Origin of the sequence: Corynebacterium sp. MSK150 (assembly GCF_030229215.1) — a bacterium.
Lineage (GTDB): Bacteria > Actinomycetota > Actinomycetes > Mycobacteriales > Mycobacteriaceae > Corynebacterium.
Map to the genome: position 1 here is coordinate 16,304 of NZ_JASPHM010000002.1, position 19,405 is coordinate 35,708.

Annotated in this window: 13 protein-coding genes and 2 pseudogenes; 6 read left to right on the plus strand and 9 right to left on the minus strand. The window is 53.4% G+C overall.

Features of this window, described 5'->3' with window-relative positions; translation table 11 throughout:
• Positions 1-40 precede the first annotated feature (40 nt).
• Both QP941_RS01295 and QP941_RS01300 read left to right on the plus strand, forming a co-directional pair.
• Positions 41-889 (plus strand): DNA primase, encoded by an 849-nt coding sequence (locus QP941_RS01295; protein ID WP_284867729.1) that lies wholly within the window; start codon positions 41-43, stop codon positions 887-889.
• Between the two features lie 174 nt (positions 890-1,063).
• Positions 1,064-1,906, plus strand: a complete 843-nt coding sequence (locus QP941_RS01300; RefSeq protein WP_284867730.1) for a hypothetical protein — start codon at positions 1,064-1,066, stop codon at positions 1,904-1,906.
• Here QP941_RS01300 and QP941_RS01305 read toward each other — a convergent pair.
• The gene (locus QP941_RS01305; RefSeq protein ID WP_284867731.1) at positions 1,903-2,421 is read right to left on the minus strand and encodes a hypothetical protein; all 519 of its coding nucleotides are present in this window, start codon (positions 2,419-2,421) and stop codon (positions 1,903-1,905) included. The two genes, QP941_RS01300 and QP941_RS01305, sit on opposite strands and share 4 nt — an antisense overlap.
• Before the next feature lie 112 nt (positions 2,422-2,533).
• On the opposite strand from QP941_RS01305, the gene QP941_RS01310 reads away from it, so the two are divergent.
• On the plus strand, positions 2,534-3,775 hold the full coding sequence (locus QP941_RS01310) for an MFS transporter (protein ID WP_284867732.1): 1,242 nt from the start codon (positions 2,534-2,536) through the stop codon (positions 3,773-3,775).
• A gap of 14 nt (positions 3,776-3,789) precedes the next feature.
• On the opposite strand, the pseudogene QP941_RS01315 reads toward QP941_RS01310, so the two are convergent.
• Positions 3,790-4,079 (minus strand): annotated as a pseudogene (locus QP941_RS01315) (divalent metal cation transporter); the annotation flags it as partial.
• Positions 4,080-4,272: 193 nt separating this feature from the next.
• Between QP941_RS01315 and QP941_RS01320 the strand changes: the two are divergent.
• Together QP941_RS01320 and QP941_RS01325 are read left to right on the plus strand one after the other, a co-directional pair.
• A pseudogene (locus QP941_RS01320) lies at positions 4,273-6,143 on the plus strand (FAD-binding and (Fe-S)-binding domain-containing protein); the annotation flags it as partial.
• A 589-nt stretch (positions 6,144-6,732) separates the two neighbouring features.
• Positions 6,733-8,688: a DNA cytosine methyltransferase gene (locus QP941_RS01325; RefSeq protein ID WP_284867733.1), complete on the plus strand. Its 1,956-nt coding sequence runs from the start codon at positions 6,733-6,735 to the stop codon at positions 8,686-8,688.
• Here QP941_RS01325 and QP941_RS01330 read toward each other — a convergent pair.
• From QP941_RS01330 to QP941_RS01360, 7 genes are all read right to left on the minus strand, one after another.
• Positions 8,685-9,965: an ATP-binding protein gene (locus QP941_RS01330; RefSeq protein ID WP_200435149.1), complete on the minus strand. Its 1,281-nt coding sequence runs from the start codon at positions 9,963-9,965 to the stop codon at positions 8,685-8,687. The genes QP941_RS01325 and QP941_RS01330 overlap by 4 nt on opposite strands.
• Entirely contained in the window at positions 9,965-10,729 is a 765-nt protein-coding gene (locus QP941_RS01335) for a DUF6339 family protein (protein ID WP_284766324.1), read from the minus strand. The genes QP941_RS01330 and QP941_RS01335 overlap by 1 nt, the downstream gene beginning before the upstream one ends.
• A complete protein-coding gene (locus tag QP941_RS01340; RefSeq protein ID WP_200435151.1) occupies positions 10,730-11,635 on the minus strand; it encodes a hypothetical protein in 906 nt (301 codons plus the stop codon). It abuts the gene before it with no gap.
• Complete coding sequence (locus tag QP941_RS01345; protein WP_284867734.1) at positions 11,628-13,607, minus strand: hypothetical protein; 1,980 nt, start codon at positions 13,605-13,607, stop codon at positions 11,628-11,630. The genes QP941_RS01340 and QP941_RS01345 overlap by 8 nt, the downstream gene beginning before the upstream one ends.
• Positions 13,608-13,610: 3 nt before the next feature.
• Positions 13,611-14,603 carry a PD-(D/E)XK motif protein gene (locus tag QP941_RS01350; RefSeq protein WP_284766322.1) on the minus strand — a complete coding sequence of 331 codons (993 nt, stop codon included), beginning with the start codon at positions 14,601-14,603 and terminating at the stop codon, positions 13,611-13,613.
• A gap of 2 nt (positions 14,604-14,605) precedes the next feature.
• Positions 14,606-17,356: a Z1 domain-containing protein gene (locus QP941_RS01355; protein WP_284867735.1), complete on the minus strand. Its 2,751-nt coding sequence runs from the start codon at positions 17,354-17,356 to the stop codon at positions 14,606-14,608.
• Positions 17,357-17,486: 130 nt separating this feature from the next.
• A complete protein-coding gene (locus QP941_RS01360) occupies positions 17,487-17,918 on the minus strand; it encodes a (deoxy)nucleoside triphosphate pyrophosphohydrolase (RefSeq protein WP_200435155.1) in 432 nt (143 codons plus the stop codon).
• Positions 17,919-18,051: 133 nt separating this feature from the next.
• Between QP941_RS01360 and QP941_RS01365 the strand changes: the two genes are divergently transcribed.
• Positions 18,052-19,398, plus strand: coding sequence for a YjiH family protein (locus QP941_RS01365; RefSeq protein ID WP_284867736.1), 1,347 nt, complete (start codon positions 18,052-18,054; stop codon positions 19,396-19,398).
• Positions 19,399-19,405 lie beyond the last annotated feature (7 nt).

The window sequence follows — 19,405 nt, forward strand, 5'->3', positions numbered from 1 at the left end:
GTGGGAACCTCTGCTTCCGAAGGATGGATTTTAAACCACCATGAGCTTTTTCGAAGATATTGCTTCTGCATTGGATGCCGAGGGCATCGAGTCCCGCGTCAACGATGACGTCATGTTCGTTCCAATCACCTCTGATCTGGAAATCCAATTTATTGAAATCGATCCGCTTCTCCCCGCAGCGAATGTCTACATTGCCGCGGCGGATGTTGATGAAGACGATGAAGAATTTGAGGCAGTCCTTGTCTCCGTCGCCTTCTCTGTAGACGATGCCGTGGAGGCGGTGTCCCGCCACATCGCCACCGACCAGGTGGTCACCGTCCTGCGTGACCTGCTGGAGGGCACCGATGAGCGCATCGCGGAACTAGAATTTGCCCAAGATGAGCTCAACCCGCACCTCGTCGTGGCTGAAGTGGCCAACGACTCGGAGCTGCGCGTGCTCGTGGAAACCATTGACGGAGTCCCGTCCGCCATTGTGCGCTTCCTTGCCTTCGACTTCGACGAAGACGATCTCGATGACATGGAGGATGAGGCAGTCGCCCTCGCCTGGGAAGTGGACGAAGAGGATGAGGACCTCGACGAGGCTGACCGCCTTGCCCTCTTTGATAACGCCGAGTTTGATGACGTTCCCATTGTGGAGGTTCCCGCCGAGGCCCTCGAGCTTGGCACCTACACCGACTTCGATCGCCTCTTTGATGTCCTAGGCCTCGTCTCCGAGCAGGCCCTGGACTGGGAAGCACAGCTCGTTTCCTTCGATGACGAAGACTACGAAGAGCCCGATGTCTACGATATCTTCGGCGAAGACGACGATGACGAAGACGAGGACTATTTCGACGGCGACGATGCCGAGCTGGATGATGAATCCGACGCCCCCGAAGCCGACGAGAAGTAATTCCGGCCTTCCGAAAGTCCAGCCCCGCCGCCTCCCGTGGCTAGGCTGGGCCTTTCCCGTTTTAGGGGCCCTTTTGTGTTGCTACTTTCGCGCGCCGCCAATTAGGCTTTAGGGCAATCCCAGCCTGCATCTGGAATTCCGCTCTAAACCTAGCCTTGTGAGGAGGAGAAGACCATGGCGATGACCCGCGATACCACGTGGCGCTACGTCCTTGTTGTAGTAGCCGTGGCACTCTCGCTTGCCGCGTGGTTTTGTACCGTCCTTGGGGTGTACTCCACGGTAAATGTAACTTTCGAGTCCTACCTGACCGCCAGCGTCTGGGTCCTCCTCCTAGTGGCTGCGGTGCTGCTATATACCTCACAGCATGGGTTGGTGCCTAACTGCATCCTCTTGTATCCCATCTTCGGCGCCTCCATCAACCTGTTGTTGGGCTCGTTGACGGTGCGCTCGCAGGTGCCGATGTTCTTTGACACCGTCGGCACCGCCATCGTCGCCATCATCGCCGGCCCCGTGCTCGGCATGGCCACGGGGCTTACCACCACCGTATTGGGTGGAGTGTACTTTTCCTATGATCTCGCCTTTGCGCCCGTGGGTATCTTTATCGGTGCCGCAGTAGGCCTGCTGGCTCGCCGCGGGGTATTCAACAAGCTGTCGTGGATTATTTTCTCCGGCCTCGGAATGGGCATCGGCTCCGGCGTGATGAGCGTGTACGTGCTCATCTTTTCCTTCAGTGGACGACCGCGCAAGGGGCCACATAACCTCACTAAGTTTTACGAGATGATCTTCCAAGACGAGCGCCTGGCCATCATCTTGCAGGGACTTACCTCGGACACTTTGGATAAGGTCTTTACCGTCCTCATCGCCTGCTTGGTCCTGCGCTTTATGCCAAAGTCAATCGCCCGGCACTACACGGTGACCTTCAACCATGAGGTGATGAGGAAGGTGCTGCACGCGCCTGACCCGCATGCCGGGCCAGACGCATCTGCGCAGTCAACAAACCAGCGAGCGGCCGCCTAGGCGGCTTGGCTGAAGCCGGCGAAGAGTGACTCGGGGGAGTGGACCGGCTGATAGGAGCTATCCACGAGCCACACATAAGTGGCATTCGGGCCACGGGAGACCTCGTGGACTGCACCAACCATCTCTGCCGGCACGAGCGTGCGTATCCAGCCCTCGGCCACAGCCGGATCTACCGGCTGACCAAAGTTCTCGGTAATGCGGATGGTAATCAGATACGCCGGAATACGGTCTTGCCCAAAGCCACGCACGCGGGCCTTCACACGCGCACCCACGCGGTGGCGGGTGATGCTCATGCAATACTCTCCGCCCGGTCCACCGGCGGGCGTCGGCAGTTGCTTTATTGGTGGGCGCCAGGTGGGAGTAGGGCGCGCCAGGGAGCGTGGGTGGTGCATGATGGCGGTGATGGAATTGATGGTGTCAAATTCGTGGTAGAGCAAGTCTGCCGCAATCTCGGAAGCGGACTGGGGCAGGTTCATTGCGGTGGGCTGGGGAGACTTCTTTTGTACGTTGTGCATGGCCATCACACTAGACCCCAGCGCGGACACAGTCCCAGCAAAAGCGAACGCCTGTTCGAACATAAACCGCAAATGGCTTTCCCTGGCACCAAGGATTAGAGTTGCAGCCGATATGATGAATACACGCAGTGGGGAAGTAGAACACGGGGAAGCGCCCAAGATTCCGCGCGAAATCTGGGTCATGGTTACGGCCGCATTTATTATCGCTTTGGGCTACGGCCTCATCGCCCCGCTGCTTCCGCAGTTCGTGGTGAGTTTCGATGTCTCCATGGCTGCCGCGGGCCTTGTGGTCTCCATCTTCGCCGCCTCGCGCCTCATCTTTGCGCCCATGTCCGGATCGCTTGTGGATCGCGTCGGATCGCGCCGCGTCTATCTCATCGGGCTCATGACCGTCGCGGTGACCACGGGCCTAGTCTCCATTGCGCAAAGCTATTGGCACATCGTGGCCCTGCGCGCCCTGGCCGGCATTGGTTCGACCATGTTTACCGTCTCTGCCATGGGACTTATCGTGCGCATGTCCCCACCGACGATTCGCGGTAAGTGCTCTGCCACCTACGCCACTGCCTTCCTGCTCGGTAACGTCGCCGGCCCCGTTCTTGGTGCCAGCCTGTCCTTCCTGGGGTTCCGCTGGCCATTTTTCATCTACGGCGTGGGCGTGGCGCTGGCCGCGTTCGTCGTCTGGTGGCAAATGCCCCGCGTGAACCACAAACAAGCCAGCAAGGATAAGCTGCCACCCATGCGCCTGCAGGAGGCCTGGGTCGATACCGCCTACCGCGCGGTGCTGACCTCTAACTTTGCTCATAGCTGGATCAACATGGGCGTGCGCGTATCCGTCCTGCCGCTTTTTGCCGCCTCCATCTTCCACAATGGCGCGGCCGCCTCCGGCCTGGCGCTTGCAGTCTTTGCGGCCGGCAACGCCATCGTGTTGCAGTTCTCTGGCAAGTGGTCCGATATCCACGGCCGCAAGCCACTTATCCTCATTGGCCTCGTCGGCTCCGCCATCTTCATGGTGCTCATGGGCATGGCCACCAGCGTGTGGTTCCTCCTGCTCGTCTCCGCCTTCGCCGGCGCCTCCTCCGGTCTTATCAACCCCTCCCAGCAGGCCGCAGTCGGTGACATCGTGGGCAATGACCGCTCCGGCGGCAAGGTACTATCCACCTTCCAGATGGCCGGAGACTTCGGCCAAATCTTGGGCCCTATGCTCATTGGCCTGCTTGCCGACGCCTCCGGCTTCCCCCTCGCCTTCACCGTCTGCGGCGCCATCGCCTTCATCGGTATCGTTCCCTGGGCATTCGGCCGTGACCCGCACGCTGGGGTGGGGAACAAGCCGAAGCGAGTGCCGCAGGAGAAGTAGGTACCAATTCTCGGCTAGAGAATTTCACCCAATTGGGAAACGCAAAGATAAACGAAGGCAACGGAGATTACCGCCATCAAGGTGTTGACGATCCAACCGTTTCTCCATTGCTTTGGGGTGTGTTTGGTATTCAGCAGGACCAAAAGCGTAAGGCCTAAGAACGGCATAAACAAAGCGCCCAGGACTCCGTAGGCGATGATGAGTCCGGTTGGCTTTCCAAGGAGCAAAAGCAGCATTGGCGGGAAGGTTAGCCAGATGAGGTAAGCGCGGTAATATTTTCCCCGGTACTTGTTCGGGGACCTCCCTACAGTGGACAGACGATTCCTCAGCTTCGTGCACATCTTCCGTGCAGTTCACGACCAACTCAAAGCTGCGGGCACAGTATCAAGCACCCATGATCTCGCTTCAACTTGAGATGTCCTACGCGCTCGTCCGTGGACTTCTCTGAGGCGAGAAATATCCGAGCTTTGGGACCGTCCTCGAGCTCGAAGGAATAAGAAATGCGGGAGCCGTGGCGCATCCGTCAGGCCGCGGCGGGAATCGTGACGCGCCTGACCGATGGCGGGGAGGCCTGGCCCAACTGGGAGGATTCGGCAGTTCCACCGGAAAACTTGGCGGACTACCTGCGGGATTTGTACGCATTGATGGCAAAACATGAGCTGCGCGGTATTCCATTTGGTCACTTCGGCGAGGGTTACGTGCACGTGCGCATCTCCTTCGACTTCGGCACGGAGGAGGGCATCGCGTAGTTCGAATCCTTCATGAATGAGGCAGCGGAGTTGGTCTCGGCCCATGGTGGTTCGCTCTTGGGCGAGCATGGCGATGGCCGCTCACGCTCGGCGTTACTGGACCGCATGTACTCGCAGGAGATGCGAGAGCTATTCGAAGAGTTCAAGGAGATTTTCGATCCGGAGATCTTCTTCAACCCGGGCGTTCTAGTAAAGCCGGAGGCAGTGACTGAGGGGCTGCGCATGGCGTCGGGGCAGCGGCGCTTTGGGCTCACGCCGGTGTACAAGTTGGGTAAGGACAAGGGCTCGCTGGTCAACGCCATCAATAGGTGCGTAGGTGTATCCGCGTGCCGCAGTGAGACGGGCTCGATGTGTCCGTCCTTCCAGATGACCGGCGATGAGATGCACTCGACACGAGGACGTGCGCGCATGTTCAGTGAGATGTTCCGCGGCGAGTCCATCCAGGGCGGCTTTGAGTCCAAAGAGGTTGAGGAAGCCCTCGACCTGTGCCTGTCCCGCAAGACGTGCGTTTCCGAATGCTCGGTGAACGTAGACATGGCGGCGTACAAGGCGGAGTTCCTACACAACAATTACAAAAGCAAGCTGTGCCCAGGCGCCCACTAGGTGATGGGCTGGCTGCCGCTGCTGGGCTATATCGCACACAAGATTCTGTTTCTGCCCGCGCTCATCGACAAGGCGATGTCCACCAAGGGCCTCGACGAGCTCATCGCGAAGGTGGGCGGCTTCGACCCGAACCGCCTGCTCATCCGCTTCACCCACGCGTCTCTGCGCAAGTGGCACAAGCAGCACGCCACCGTCGCTGCGCTTGACGACGTCGCGCACAACGGCACCGCGAACAACAATGACAAGGCGACGGTACCGCCGCTGGCCGACAACGAGCAGACGGTCGTGCTGTGGCCGGATTCCTTCAACTCCTCACTGGGTACTTCACCAGCGATGGCCGCGGTGGAGGTTCTCGAAGCAATCGGCTATACGGTGGTCATACCGCAACAGTTCGTATGCTGCACCCTGACCTGGCACTCGACTGGGCAGCTCGACATGGTAAATCGCGTGCTGCGGCAAACGGCAAAGGTGATGAAGCCCTACCTGGACCGCGGGCTTCCTATGATTGGCGTGGAGCCCTCATGCACCGTGATGCTGCAACATGAAGCCGCTGAGCTTTGCGACGACCCTAGATACGGCGCAGTGATTAAGCACCGGGCGCGCAACACTCACTCGTTTAGCGAGCTTATTGCCAAGCGCCTTGAGCAATTCGTCGCCGCCTGCGTCATCGCGCCGGGCGATGTCTCCGCGCTGACATAGGTGCATTGCCATGAAAAGTCCTTAGGCGACCCGCAACATTCCGCTGCCGTGCTGCGGGCATTGGGGATCAACGAGGAACAGATCGCTACCAGCTGCTGCGGCCTGGCCGGAAACTGGGGCTTTGAGAAAGGCCGCGCTGAAGTGTCCATGGCGCTGGGGAGCGCGAACTGTTCCCGAAGGTGAGGAAGGCAGCCACGGAAGGCAAGGTTGTCATCGCTGATGGCTTTTCCTGCCGCACTCAGATTGAGCAGGGAACAGGAAGCGATGCCAAGCACATCGCGGAAATAGTCCGCGGAATCTTGGATGAGGCGACCTAATACAACTAAGAGATGGTGATCTCAAGCTAGCCCACCATCCAACGAAGATTATAAGTTTTTAATTAGAAACGAGGTGTTGCCGAGCCATAAGGTTCGTGCGGACGACGGCGCTTGAAACCGGTGCAGTGGACCCTGAGATGTTTCGGTGCGATACGTGAAGGACGGAACGCAATTTCACGAAAAGGCGTGTAAGCACGCTTAGATGAGTGATTCATTTTTCCTCGACGGTGAGAGAGATTTTCATTTAGGTGGCATATCTCAAACCACGGAAACCGCTAAGTTATTCAAAACCGCCAGCCATAAGATTACGTTAAGTAATTCCCAGAATACGATTGGAGTGACACAACCGTCACTCAGATAAATTTATTCATCTATCGGGTGGAATCCATCAGTGGAATTGGAAGCGTCGGATGTTGAAGTATTAATGGGGTATTAATCTGTGGTTTGCAAAAGATTGCGGGCTACTGATGGGGTGTCGCACAAGCGCTGGCGCGACAAAGCGCCAGGTCTTCGCTCTGTTGTCTGGATATGGGTGTAGATATTGAATCTAGATTGGTGGGAGAGGCCTTTGACTAGCTAAATTATTCATGTGAAAACTGTCGACGAGTACGCCGTCAAACAAATCCGCGGCCCCTATGTGAAGCTTCCGAAGCATCCGGATCACTGCGAGACAGTCGATCAGCTTTTGGAATACGCCAAGAGGAGGAAAGCAGAGGGAGCAGTCCTCGGCGTCGATCTTTTTGCTGGCGCCGGAGGCTTGAGCCAAGGGCTAACTAACGCGGGCATTGAAGTTGTGCTCGGAGTCGATCACTACGACTACGCAGTCGAGACTCACGCTGCTAGATTCCCTGGAATTTCAGCAACTTGGGATCTATCAACTCCTGAAAGCGTTGAACGAGTTGCCTCTTTGATGAAAGAAACTGACATCGATGTCTTAGCGGGCGGACCGCCATGTCAGCCTTTTTCTAAAGCTGGGCGTAGTGGCATTCGCTATCTTGTTGAGAAAGGTATGCGTGATCCTGACGATCAGCGTCGAAACCTTTGGCGTGCGTATTTGGAAGTAGCCCTCCTTGCTCGTCCGAAAGCCGTTGTCATGGAAAATGTTCCAGACATGGCTTTGGACGATGAAATGTTCATCATGCGAAGCATGATTGAGGAACTGGAACAAGCCGGTTACAGCGTTGAAAGCCGTGTTATTGATACATGGCGTTACGGGGTTCCTCAATTCCGCCAGCGCTATATTCTTGTAGCTCTTAGAGACAGCGTTAAATTCGATTGGCCAGAGGAAGTAACGAAAAAGGTTACTGTCTGGAATGCAATTGGCGATATGCCTGAAGTAGAAGGTGGTTGGCGTCCTGAGGGAGGCGCTGATGGATGGATTGAATATTCAGGTCCGAAGACTGAGTTCCAGAAGTATATTCGCCGAGGTGTTTCGAACGCGGACGCTAGCAGGCTCTACGACCACATCACACGACCTGTACGTGAGGATGACAAGCTCGCTTTTGAAATGATGACTTCAGATACGAAGTACTCGGATCTTCCAGCTCATCTTCAGCGCTATCGATCAGACATTTTTAACGATAAGTACAAGCGGCTAGACGAAAATGATCTTTCAAGGACGATCACTGCGCATATCGCTAAAGATGGCTATGGTTTCATCCACCCACGCCAGTCTCGGACTCTAACCGTACGTGAAGCTGCGCGACTGCAGACCTTCCCAGATGACTTCCGCTTCAGCGGTCCGCCGAGTGCTGCTTTCAAACAAATTGGTAACGCCGTCCCAGTTCGATTGGGCGAAAATATCGGAAAGTCTGTACTCGATTCTCTAGAGCGAAATACGAGTAAGCCCTATGACTCAATCGCGACCTCGGAAACCCTTGCTAAGTGGTACAATGAACAGCCCGAAGCTAACCTCATGTGGCCGTGGATTCGAGAAGGCAATCGTTGGCACGTTCTGATCTGTGAAATCTTCCTAGAACGAGCAACGCGCGGTCAAGTCCAAATGTTGTGGCCATTGATTCAAAGTTTGGAAGGACCAACGCGGGAATCTGGCGTCCCGGAAAGCTCTTTTAGGACGGTCGTGGGTGTGTTCCAAGGCGAGCGTTTTGAGAAACGTCGTGAGAAGTTCTCACAAATCGTAGAACAAGTTAACGAAAAACCTGCAGAGTTTTGGAAGCCAAGCATCGATCCTGACGTATTTCCTGCGACTAATCCTGCGCTACGAAATATCCTTGAGCTCTCCTCGCCTGATGCCGGTGTGGAAGGTAAGAGCGAAGAGCCGGTTATCGTCGCGAAGGGTGTTTTGCGTGTTACATCGCGTTTTCAGGGAACCGATACAGAGTCACGTAACAAACAATCCGATGGGCGAATCAGCATCGCAAGACTGCTTGGCCTAAATGAAAATTCTCGCAGTGCTCATTTGGCTCTGTTCGAATTAGGTAGAACCGTGTGCGTAAGTGAAGGTCCGCGGTGTAGCTCGTGTCCCTTGCAGCGGTGGTGCGAATACGCACGCACTGCAACGGGCTCAGCTGACGTTCTCTTTTAATCGAAACCGAGGTGCTTCGCTAGTTCCGGCATTTCAGCCTTGAGGAGCTCAGAGATTGCTTCCAAAGCCTTGAAGTTACCGGTTCTAGCTGCCGCGGTTCGGAGAGCTAGGCCGATAGATTCACCGGACTCACTTCCACCAAAGTCAGGTTTGAATTCAGGCAGTTTTTCCTCGTCTACCAGTTTCCGCGCGTTCTCACGACGGTAAGCAGCGTCTGCTGCAATGCAAAGCTCATTGACTGGCCTTGCAAGCATTTTGCGTAACTGGCCCGGAAGATTCACCCGCATTTTGGCGACATTGATGTTGAACGCGTCGTCAAGGGTGGTGCCGAAATCGACAGATGCCCGAGCCAGCTTGGTGTGCTCATCAATCGTGCGGATTTTGGACCATCCGCCCCATTGGACCAAGCGGTCAGCTCGATAGATATATAGACCTTGCTGCTTGTTCCATTTGTCGATACCGGAGGCAGCATCGAAAGCTTCGCGAGAACTAAATTCGCTTCGCTGGGGTAGAAGGAATCGCCTGACCGTGACGGTGCCTGTGATGTCACCGTGTTCGATTTCAAATTCGTCTGAATCGAGCTCCTGAGTGTGAGGCTCGGAGCGTGCAAAAGGATCCCAAGGATTCAGCGATTCTCCGTTAACTTGAATCTCCACCTTTGCGTAGGCTTCGCCGGAAAGGAATCGGTGGAAAACCATCGACAAGTAGGAAGAAAGTTTTGGAGCAAGGTTTTCGATACGGCGCCTTGCCCAACCACTGTCAGGAGACTTGGCTGGCAGCAGTCGGTCTAGTTTGTTCCATATGACGAACGTTCCGCTTTCACCGAAGTGCTCAGCGGCGAGAGCAATTACTTCTTCCTCTTCACTGTGATCAAGTGTGACCCAGTCGTCGACTGTCTGGATGAAATCCAGATCAAGAATCCTTGCTTGGAGTGGAGCGTTGCTCGACTTACTGATGACTGAAAGACGCTTGCATTGCGAGAGCGATGCTGTCTTCAGGCCTAGGCCGTAACGGCCCAGTTCTTGGTCGGCATAGCTACGTCGGCTACCAAATCGCATAGCTTCGTCGATTGCTTGCGCAGTCATTCCATCACCGTCGTCTTTAATGATGACTGAGGAATTTTTGCCGTCGAATTCGATATCGATTGCTATCTTTGTGGCGCCGGCAGCAATTGAGTTATCGACAATATCTGCAACTGCAGATTCAAAGCTGTATCCGATATCTCTCAGGGAGGTAGTCAATCGGCGTGCAGAGGGAGCGATAGAAATCTGATTCATTATTCCTTTGTCCGCTTTTCGTTCTCGTATTCAACGCAGGAATTTTCGATCACTGGAATTAGTAACTCTCGCAGTTCGTCTTCCTTGTAAAAATCAAAGTCTATCAATGGCACTAGGCGCCGGACGTGTAGAGCGGCCAGACGCATGACCTCGGAGCGAGCAAGTTGCGTGTGATGCTTGTAAACCTCATCGAAAGCCGAAATGATTGCGCGCGCATTTATAGGATTGGCAGACAAGCTCGGACGCTCCATGACGCCTACGGCTTCGTCCTCACCAATCTTTTCGTTAAGGGTCTTTCCTAGCGTGGCTTGTCGCCACCAGAGTTTACGGAAAACATTTCGGTCACCGCCGAGCCAACGCTCGAAATCATACTTTGCATCGACATTTGGGTAGCGCCAAGCAGCTATGTCAGGAAGCAGCGCTAGAGTTAGAAAGTTCCAGATCTCTCCGTTCGCTGCTTCGGCGGGAACTAGATCAATACTGTTGTAGAGAATGTCAGCCGCTGGTTGGTCGAAGCTTCTTACCGCCTGACGCCCCAATTGCTCTGGAAAACCAAGTTCGTTTGCGAGCGCAACAATTTTCTTTCGTACCTCTGACAGCTCCGACTCTTCGACGAGTAAGGTCGCAAGTGGATCGTGATACTGCATTTCATGTCGCGTGGCGGCAAATTGCGTAAGTTCACTTGGGTCGTTAAATCGAGAGAAATCCCCGATTAACGAAATGGCGACCGAGTTGGTGAGTCGTGGGAAATACGTGATTGCCATTTATTTGGATTCCTTGAAAGTAAACGCTTGGACAGTCGCGAAAAGGGTGGATGGATCGTTGGCGATGTCGGCGTATGGCTTCTCCGGGAATAGTGCCTGGGCGAGATTGAAAATGCTTTCTGCCAGCGAGCCAGAAAACAGGCTATGACTTTCTAAGTTTTCGATTTCGTCCAAGCTTGGAGCGCGCAGGAGAAGCTGCGTAACAATGTCGGTTTGGAGATAACGCTCCCACATCTGTTTTTCTTTGCCAGAACCCTTTTCAAGCATTCTGCGGCTAGTGGGGTGAGCTGTGTTGATGAGGATTCTCAGGCCTGCTTGAACAGGCAGGAGAACGTCAGGAGAAACCTGCACTTTCCACATTGCCATTTGCGGGCGAATTCCGGTTTCTTTGAAATCCAGGGGAGTGATGGACATTTGTGACCCATCGCCCTCTAACCGAATCCGAAGTGGATAGCTGGCCCATAGGCGCGACCCAGGACGCTCTGGCGGAATTAAGTCCTCGTAGGCTACGCCTGGAGTCTCGAGGTCGACGTTGATTGCAATCTGAAGTTCTCCGCCGAGCAACAAACTGTCCAGCTCAAAGTGCAGCGTATTTTTGCCATCATGAAGCGATTGGCGAGGGCTTGCACCGCGTTGCCTAGTCTTGTTGCAGGACCAAGAGATTAGCCCTGAATATTCCGGTAAGTCTTCATCAGCAGCGAAAGAAATGAACCCCGCTTCCTTGGTAAACCGCTCGAAGTCGAAATCTAATTCTGCGAAGACTTCCACTTTGGATTCATAATCCCAAGTCGGGAGCTCTTCCGTTTTGCTGTCGAATGCTTCTCCGTCGATTACGACCTTGAAATCAATTATTTCGATGGAGTCTTGGGAAGGACGGTTGTAGCCAAAACTGACTGCGTTACTCATCTGTGCTTTCTCCAATCACAATCGAATTAGGTTTTAGGTTGTACTCGAACTCAAATCGAAGTGAGACGGCGGTGTCGTTTGGTTGCCAAACGTCGACTAGCAACGAAGCCTCTGGCGATTCGAGCAGGATCGGTGCATCAGCGGAAGCTAATGCATTTGATGCTGTATCTTCTTCGTCTGCCGTAAAGGCAATCTTTTCAATCTTCGGAACAGGTACGCCTAGTTTCGACAACTGTTCGTAAAGGTCACCTTTATCGGAGTTTACTGCGGGTTGAATCGTCAATCCCGCGGGCAGTTTATTAGACGGAATTTGTACATCGACGCTGAACGTTGTGTGCTTTCCGCCTTCTGCCTTTCGAATGGAATCGATTTCAGAGTTTGCAGTCGCGCGCGAGGAGGATTTCTTGCGTTGAACAGTTTTCAGCTTTGGCTTGATATAGCGGTTGCTGGTACCGCCTTCTGCATTAGAAATTAGCGTGCCTAGGGAACTAGACAGTTCCGCCGCTGAGCGAAAGTGTTGGCTTCGAGTGGGACGGGCATTCTCAAGTCCGACTGATTGAAGCATTTCTCGCAGTCTCGTGAAGAAGACACTGACAGGGTTGTTTGTGCTTCCCCAAAACTCTTTTAGAAGCTCTACATCGTGGGCAATCGTCTCACGGTTCCACTGGTGGTGCGCAGCCGGCTCGCTTCGGGCAAATACGCGGTCAGCCTCGGGGTCTGCCAAAAAGACTCCACAATACGGTTTTCCGTTTGCAGCTTCTGGAGCTTGGTAATATTCGACAACCATTCGGGGATTTCGCAGCGTGGCAACGTGGTTGGAAATATCCTGTCCGATGACAGTTTGCTCAGAAGAGATTGCATCGTTCAAACTCACGATCGCCAGCGTGCCTAGATCCTTCTTAGGACGCTTGCCCGAAATCGTCGTTAGACGACCAAAGTAGCTGTTATTCCAGACATTTGACGGCGGCTTTGGATTAGAAACTGCCTCTGAGTAGGCCATTACAAAAGGACGGAGGCCTTGATCCTTTTTTGGGTCGGGAATTTTCATTTGCTCACGCTTGTAGGAAACACTGAATTCGATCGGATCCATACCCGTGTCGATATCAATCATGTGTGGCCAAGCCCAACGAGTAAGGGAACTTGCGATTTGTTGAAGAACAATGCGGCCGCTGTCTAGGCCGGATTTAACCTGGTCTTCTTGGACAGAGAGATCAGGATTCAAAATCATGATTGAAGTACCGGTCTGCCGATCTTCGGTGAAGTAGCTGTCGAGGCCCAAAACTGCTGCAATTGCATCGGCAATTTGGCCTGTATAGGGTTCAGCAAACTCGGTGCGGTCAGTGCCGGTTTCCTCAACGGCGTGCTCTCCCCACCAGTGCCGGCCGGTGTAAGCGATATTGTCAGCTTGAAAGTCATCGGCATTAGACATGGCGATGAGTCGATTAACACGCTGACCATTTTCATCGATGGTTCGCGTGTAGACGACGATAGTCTTAACTTCGCTGGCGATGAAGAAGACGCCTTTGCCGAAGCCGTAAGTACCACCGGCTACCTTCTTGGTGTCGCTTCGACCGATGTTCCTAACGAATGAGTTGAAGTCGGTAGGTCCGTCTACCGCAGCTGTTGCAATACTCGGGCCGCGAAGCCCGTACGTTCCAGAATCGCTAACAGTCAGTGCGGACAGACTGCCTGACTCAAGCGCGGATTCAAGCTGCGGAATTCCGACAAAGTCATTGCCAAAGACATCGTTCTTTAAACAATCGATTTGATGTTGGTTCAGCTCTACAAAATCGATCGCGAAAGTGACGCCGTCATCGTGGGATGCACGATCGCGGGCATCCCAACTGTTTTGCAAAGTCTCGCGGGTGAACATGTCCCAAGCAGAAAGAGCCTGGCTTTTCATCGTTCGAGTTACGGAGTTTGCGTAGACATCGCCGGAAGGATCGAACGGCTTTTTGTGGTGAAAAGGCATGAGTTACTTAATGAATGAGGGGATTGGCCGGTATCCAGGGATAGAACTTGGGCCGGCTAGGTCAATTTTGTATTGGAGGTCGGAGATTCGGTTCGCGGGGTCTTTGACCTCCACTCGTGGGAACTCCTCAGTGATTTCAAATTCATGGACGTCAACCGCGAAATAGTTATTGAAGGCTTTCGAATGTGCTTCATCGAAAACATCTATCCCGAGGAGGTACATTTTTTCAGTGAAGCTTTCAATATTGAAAGCAGAGTATGTCTGAAGCTCCTCAACGAGGGACGGAATCGATAGCGCTCCGTCAGGATGGCGATTGTATCGACGAAATACGAGGTATAGCGGTTTATTGTTAGGGGTTTCCAGCTGGTTCCTGCCGTGGATAGATACCAACATTCTGTCCGCAGATGCCGTTCCCTTGCACTCAATCGCGCAGTCGTTAAGCAGGAAGTCGTGACGCGTCTTTTCTGGGCCGTACCAAGATTCGACGGCATTGGGCACTTCATCATGAAGCAAACCGAGCAGCACTTCTAGTTCGCAGAGGAGCCCAACTTCAACCTGCGGATCGATAACGAACTGCTTATCGCTGGAGAAGAAGTGACGCCACTTCGCAAGGAAAGCCGACACATCAGTGATTGATGCGTTTTCTTTCCCGTCGAGGAAACCTAGAAGCTCATCTACAAAGAAATAAAAGATGCTTCGTTGATTCAAATCCCGAAGAATCAGTCGTGCTTGGAAGTCGGTGTCGATTCCATTGTTGACGACCTTTCGACGAGTCAGATGAATTGCCTTGCTCTTCCTGTCATCGACGAAGGTGTCGAATTCCTCCTGGGAAGTAGGTATAATCAGGCCAATTTTTCCCGAGTAATCGGAAAAGCATTGAACGGCGCCGGCAGAAATTTCTACACCAGTACTTAGTGCCCATTCCTCGCCATTGTTGAGGTTCTGATCCTTCGAAACCGCCTGAAATAGAAATTCTGATTTGCTCAAAACTGACATTTCTAGGCCTCCTCACCTTCGATAGCTTGAAGAACTTCGCTTTCAGCTTCGGCGACTTGTTCCATGGTTTCGGCATCGAGGAAGTCCTGGGCGCTTACATATTCAGCGTCAGGATCTGGGTTGCTCGAAGTCGGGAAGAAGAGACCGATGCCGATCATTACGTCCTCAGCATTCAAATCCTTACGTCGATTTCTCGGAGTGATGAGTTTTCCAACGTTTTTGCCGGACTTGTGTACGAAGTCGGACGACTGACTTGTCTTTGAATCTGGATCGATGGCATAGATGCCTAAATGGGCGACGTCAGTGCCTACAGCTGCTTCGTACGCTTTCAGGAGTTTAGTTTCAGCTTTGGTCGACTGTGTTTCAAACTCGTCGATTAGTTCCTGCAACGCCGGCTTATCCAGATCGGCACTATTTAAGCGATCCAGCGAACCGACGAGGGTCTTAATGTTAGCGACATCCGGGCTTGCTGAAACCACCATCTGGGAACGATTGAGCAAGTTGAGTTCGCTGGTCAATCCTAAATCGATGGATTTAGGATTGTCTGAGCCAGACCTACCGAAGAAGGAAATATCCCATGCTCGGATAGAGCCTGTTGAGTGTTCCTTCTTGATATATGCCTTGAGCAGCTCCGCATTGTTTCGGCCAAGAGTGGATTCCTCGTAGATGGCATATTCGTCTAGGAATTTTTCAACGACGCTTGGAGGGACTTGTTTGAAGAACTTAGTACCGTTCTTCTTTTGATGCTCTTTTAGACCCTTGCCTTGAATGCCCTGGACCAAGGATTCCGACGCTTGAATATTTTGGGATAGCCAGTCTTTATTCTTGTGGCGGAAGAGAATCGTCTGGACTTTCTGGCCTGAATAACTGACTACTGCTGGGCGACTATTCTGCTGCTTTGCACGAGCCGTAACTTCCATCGACGGATGCGTGCGGATTCGGGCTTGGAATGTAAGCGGGGTTTCGCCGTCATCGGCGTAACGCGCTAGATCCTTTCGCAAGTCCGCTTCCACCAAAGCAAGGTCATGGAACCAATTCTCGAGATCTTCGGTCATCCAAATTCGCGGAAGGTCACCGTATCCGTTTCTGAAACCGAACCAGCGTCCCATCTGAAGAAGGGTGTCGTAGGCAGTAGCGTTTCGAACGAAATAGCTGCAGACGAGGCCTTCTAGAGTCAGACCTCGGGACAAAGTATTGCCGCCGACTGCAATAACAGTCTTCGGCTTCCCGTCTTCGTATTGAAGTCGTTGCTCGGATATACCATTGTCCATTACTACTTCAGTTGCTTTGAGGACGTCTGAAATTTGTGGCTTGATTTCCTCAAATGTCAGAGTCTCGTATCCCAGTGCTTCTGTGGAAACTTGCTCGGTCTCGTAAACCCATTGTGCTTCGAGAAGCTTAAGCATCTCTGGGTCGTCCTGCGCTCGCGCGATGAACTTCACTTGTTCTTGAACTAATTCGTGCAAGATCTCATGGGCAGCGGTGCGTACTGCAGTGTGAATCAGCATCGATGAATGCGCATCTTTTTGCCCACGCGCACGGCGAGCTGCAGTGGCGAGGATAAACCAGCGAATTGCTTCATCGAGGGACTTAGGAATTTCAGGCTCCCAGTTTTCGAAGCCCTTCTTTCCACTTGGAGGTCGTGTCGCACCGATTTCATCTTCGTCGATCGTCCGCACCATAGACAGACCATCCAGCTCTTCGGCGTCTTCGCCATTTAGTGGCTCACGGCCAAAGATAGTCTCTGTGCCGAAATATCCTTCCGGTTTGGGTAGTACATGGATGAAGTCCTTTGGATAGAGATCAGTGGTGTCATTTGGATCGATAAGGATATTGGCAAAAGGAGTCGCTGTATACGCGACGTATGCCGTCTTAGGATTCCGCAGAAGCGTTTTGATTTGGGCGTTGATTTTTGAGGCTTCGGCTCTGGCCTTGGGGGATACATTGATAGAAGCCTGATCAGATTCGTCGTCGATGACGAGAATAGGAAGATCTTTAGTAGCAATTTTTGCGCCCTGGAGGAAATTATTCAGAGCAGTAAGAATATGGCCGTTCTTCTTCACAACTGCGATATGTCGGTTCGCCGGCGCCCCAAGAAGGGTATCCGAATTCCGATTGTTCGCGTTGAACTGCGAAGCATTGAAGTCGCTATCGATATCGGTGAGTTTTACCCAGTTCGGTGTTTCATCGATGAGTTGTTCATTGATACGTTTCTGAGTCTGAACACGGAGATTATCCGTCATACCTGCCAGGACAATGATTAGCCTGTATCCGATATCTGCGGCCTTAGAAATCAAAGATATGAAGTTCGTAGTTTTGCCGCTTTGAACGAAGCCGAGTACTAGGCCACGGACATCGAACGTATCTTCAGCGGGCGGCCGAAGTGAGCAAAGCACTTTGCTCGATGCTTTGTCGACTTCGTCGAGCGCACTGCCGAGTTTGGGTTGAAGTACTTCCTTTACATGCGGCCAATAAATGTGGTTGTCGTAGTCTGGGCCGTCATACCAATCGCCGGAATCCACTTCATCCTGAATTAGGGAGTCGACAGCCTTAAACTTTGAGATTTGCCCGGCATTCTGGAGAAAGATGATTCGTGCTTCGTTGAGGAGCTCTTCTGGGGGCTTGACGAAAGGATTGTTGGAAATCCTTTCTACTGCCGCATCTACAGAAACTCCCGTACGGACGGCATTTCGAATTTCTTCTAAAAGCCATTCGATTTTGAGGTCACGGGCAGTAGTCGAATTATCAGTCATTTTTTCTCCGGGGAATTGGTGAGCAAATTTAGCAAACTTGCTTTAAGACAATTCAAGATTAGCGGTGGTTTAAATAGCCCACAGGCAATTATTCAAATTATTTTGTGGCCTTTTCTACATAATTATTTTGCTAAATAAACACTGTTTGCTTGGGCGGCGTTGCCCAGAGCTGCTCTACCGCAGGCACGTCCGCCGGAGCCCACTCGAGTTCGAGGGCGTCGGAGATGTTGACCCAGCGCGTGGCGTCGTGGTCGGTGAGACTGAGATTGTCGGCTAGCAGAGAGGCGGTGGTGGTGCAGTAAAAGGTGGTGAGCTCGATGGTGGCGAAATCGTAATGGTGAACGGTGGTCGTTACTTCTTCGCCGACGGTGGCTGAAATGCCGAGTTCTTCCTTAAGTTCGCGCGCGAGTGCTTGTTCTGGTGTTTCGCCAGGTTCGATCTTGCCGCCGGGAAATTCCCACATGCCAGCAAGGGAAGTGCCAGGCTTCTTGCGGAAGGCTAAAAGCTGTGTGCGTTCTTCATCGACGAAGACGGCGCCGACGACGCGAATAGGATTAGACATGACTCTATTGTGCCTTGGATCTCGGAAACATCTAGACAGTGAGCTGTTACTTAGATAACATATCCCCAATGTTCGCGTAAGGCTGTCACGCGGGCTTGAATTTTGTATGCAAGCTTGAGGGGACGGTTTTACTGTGACTTCTACCGAATCGGTTTACTCCTCCCACCAGAGTCATGACGGGGAAATCCCGCAGCCTGGGGGACGGTGGAAACTCTTTTTATATAGCGCCATCGGCGCGTTCGTATTCTTCCTGCCGGTGACGTATCAGGATAAGCGCTCCATCCCTTTGGACCACATGGTCACCATGGTGCGCGAGGGGATTCCAGCGGCGGTGCCGTGGATTATCTTTGCGCTTGCCGTCTATGGCACGGTGCGCAGCTTTACCACTGGGGCGTTTAAGGAAAGCGTATTGCAGGCGGTCTTTGCGGTGCTCAACATTGTGGGTGCGGTGATCTCCTTCCTTATGGTCATCGATGCGCTGCCGTGGGTGCTGGGCGATGAAGACTTGGTGCCGTTCCTGTGGAACTCCATCGCGATTCCGGTAGGCCTCATCGTGCCTATCGGTGGTGCGTTCCTGGCGTTTCTCATTGGCTTTGGCCTGCTGGAGTTTGTCGGTGTGCTCATGCAGCCCATCATGCGGCCGCTGTGGAAGACGCCGGGGCGCTCCGCCATTGACGCGGTGGCTTCGTTCGTGGGCTCGTACTCGCTGGGCATTTTGGTGACGGACCGCGTCTACCAAAAGGGCGGCTATACCGGGCGCGAGGCGGCCATTATTGCCACCGGCTTTTCGACGGTCTCTGCGGCCTTCATGGTCATTGTGGCCAAGCAGCTTGACCTGATGAAAATCTGGGGTACTTACTTTATTGTCACGCTCATCGTGACTTTTGTGGTCACGGCCATTACCGTGCGCATTCCGCCGCTGCGCACCATTCCGGATGAGTACTTCGCAGAAGCACACCCAGACCCGGAAAAGCCGGTGGAGGGCTCGCGCATCAAGAACGCGTGGCGCGAAGCGATGCTAGCACTGCAGCGCGCACCGTCCTTGTGGGAGTCCATCTGGGAGAACCTGCGCGATGGCGTGCGCATGGCGGCGGCCATCGTGCCTTCCATTATGTCGGTAGGCCTTATTGGCCTATTGCTCGCGCGCTTTACGCCTATCTTCGAGTGGATTGGCTACCTGTTTTATCCGTTCGCGTGGGTTGTGCAGCTGCCGGAGCCGGTCCAGGCTGGTAAGGGCGCGGCCATGGGTATTGCGGAGATGTTCCTGCCCGCCACCGCAGTGGCAGGCAGTGACAGCATGGTGCTCAAGTTCGTCATCGGCGTGGTGGCAGTTTCCGCCATCATCTTCTTCTCCGCGCTGGTGCCGTGCATCCTGGCCACCAAGATTCCGGTGAAGCTCACCCACCTGGTCATCATTTGGTTTGAGCGCGTGGCGCTGACCATCCTCATCGCCACGCCGATTGCCCACCTGCTGTTTTGAGCTAAGT

Bases quoted from the DNA above. Each gene is read 5' to 3' on its own strand.
- QP941_RS01345 (WP_284867734.1), bottom strand. From the start codon at position 13,607: ATGCCTTTTCACCACAAAAAGCCGTTCGATCCTTCCGGCGATGTCTAC.
- QP941_RS01295 (WP_284867729.1), top strand. From the start codon at position 41: ATGAGCTTTTTCGAAGATATTGCTTCTGCATTGGATGCCGAGGGCATC.
- QP941_RS01355 (WP_284867735.1), bottom strand. From the start codon at position 17,356: ATGACTGATAATTCGACTACTGCCCGTGACCTCAAAATCGAATGGCTT.
- QP941_RS01335 (WP_284766324.1), bottom strand. From the start codon at position 10,729: ATGGCAATCACGTATTTCCCACGACTCACCAACTCGGTCGCCATTTCG.
- QP941_RS01305 (WP_284867731.1), bottom strand. From the start codon at position 2,421: ATGCACAACGTACAAAAGAAGTCTCCCCAGCCCACCGCAATGAACCTG.
- QP941_RS01340 (WP_200435151.1), bottom strand. From the start codon at position 11,635: ATGAGTAACGCAGTCAGTTTTGGCTACAACCGTCCTTCCCAAGACTCC.
- QP941_RS01300 (WP_284867730.1), top strand. From the start codon at position 1,064: ATGGCGATGACCCGCGATACCACGTGGCGCTACGTCCTTGTTGTAGTA.
- QP941_RS01310 (WP_284867732.1), top strand. From the start codon at position 2,534: ATGATGAATACACGCAGTGGGGAAGTAGAACACGGGGAAGCGCCCAAG.
- QP941_RS01360 (WP_200435155.1), bottom strand. From the start codon at position 17,918: ATGTCTAATCCTATTCGCGTCGTCGGCGCCGTCTTCGTCGATGAAGAA.
- QP941_RS01350 (WP_284766322.1), bottom strand. From the start codon at position 14,603: ATGTCAGTTTTGAGCAAATCAGAATTTCTATTTCAGGCGGTTTCGAAG.
- QP941_RS01330 (WP_200435149.1), bottom strand. From the start codon at position 9,965: ATGAATCAGATTTCTATCGCTCCCTCTGCACGCCGATTGACTACCTCC.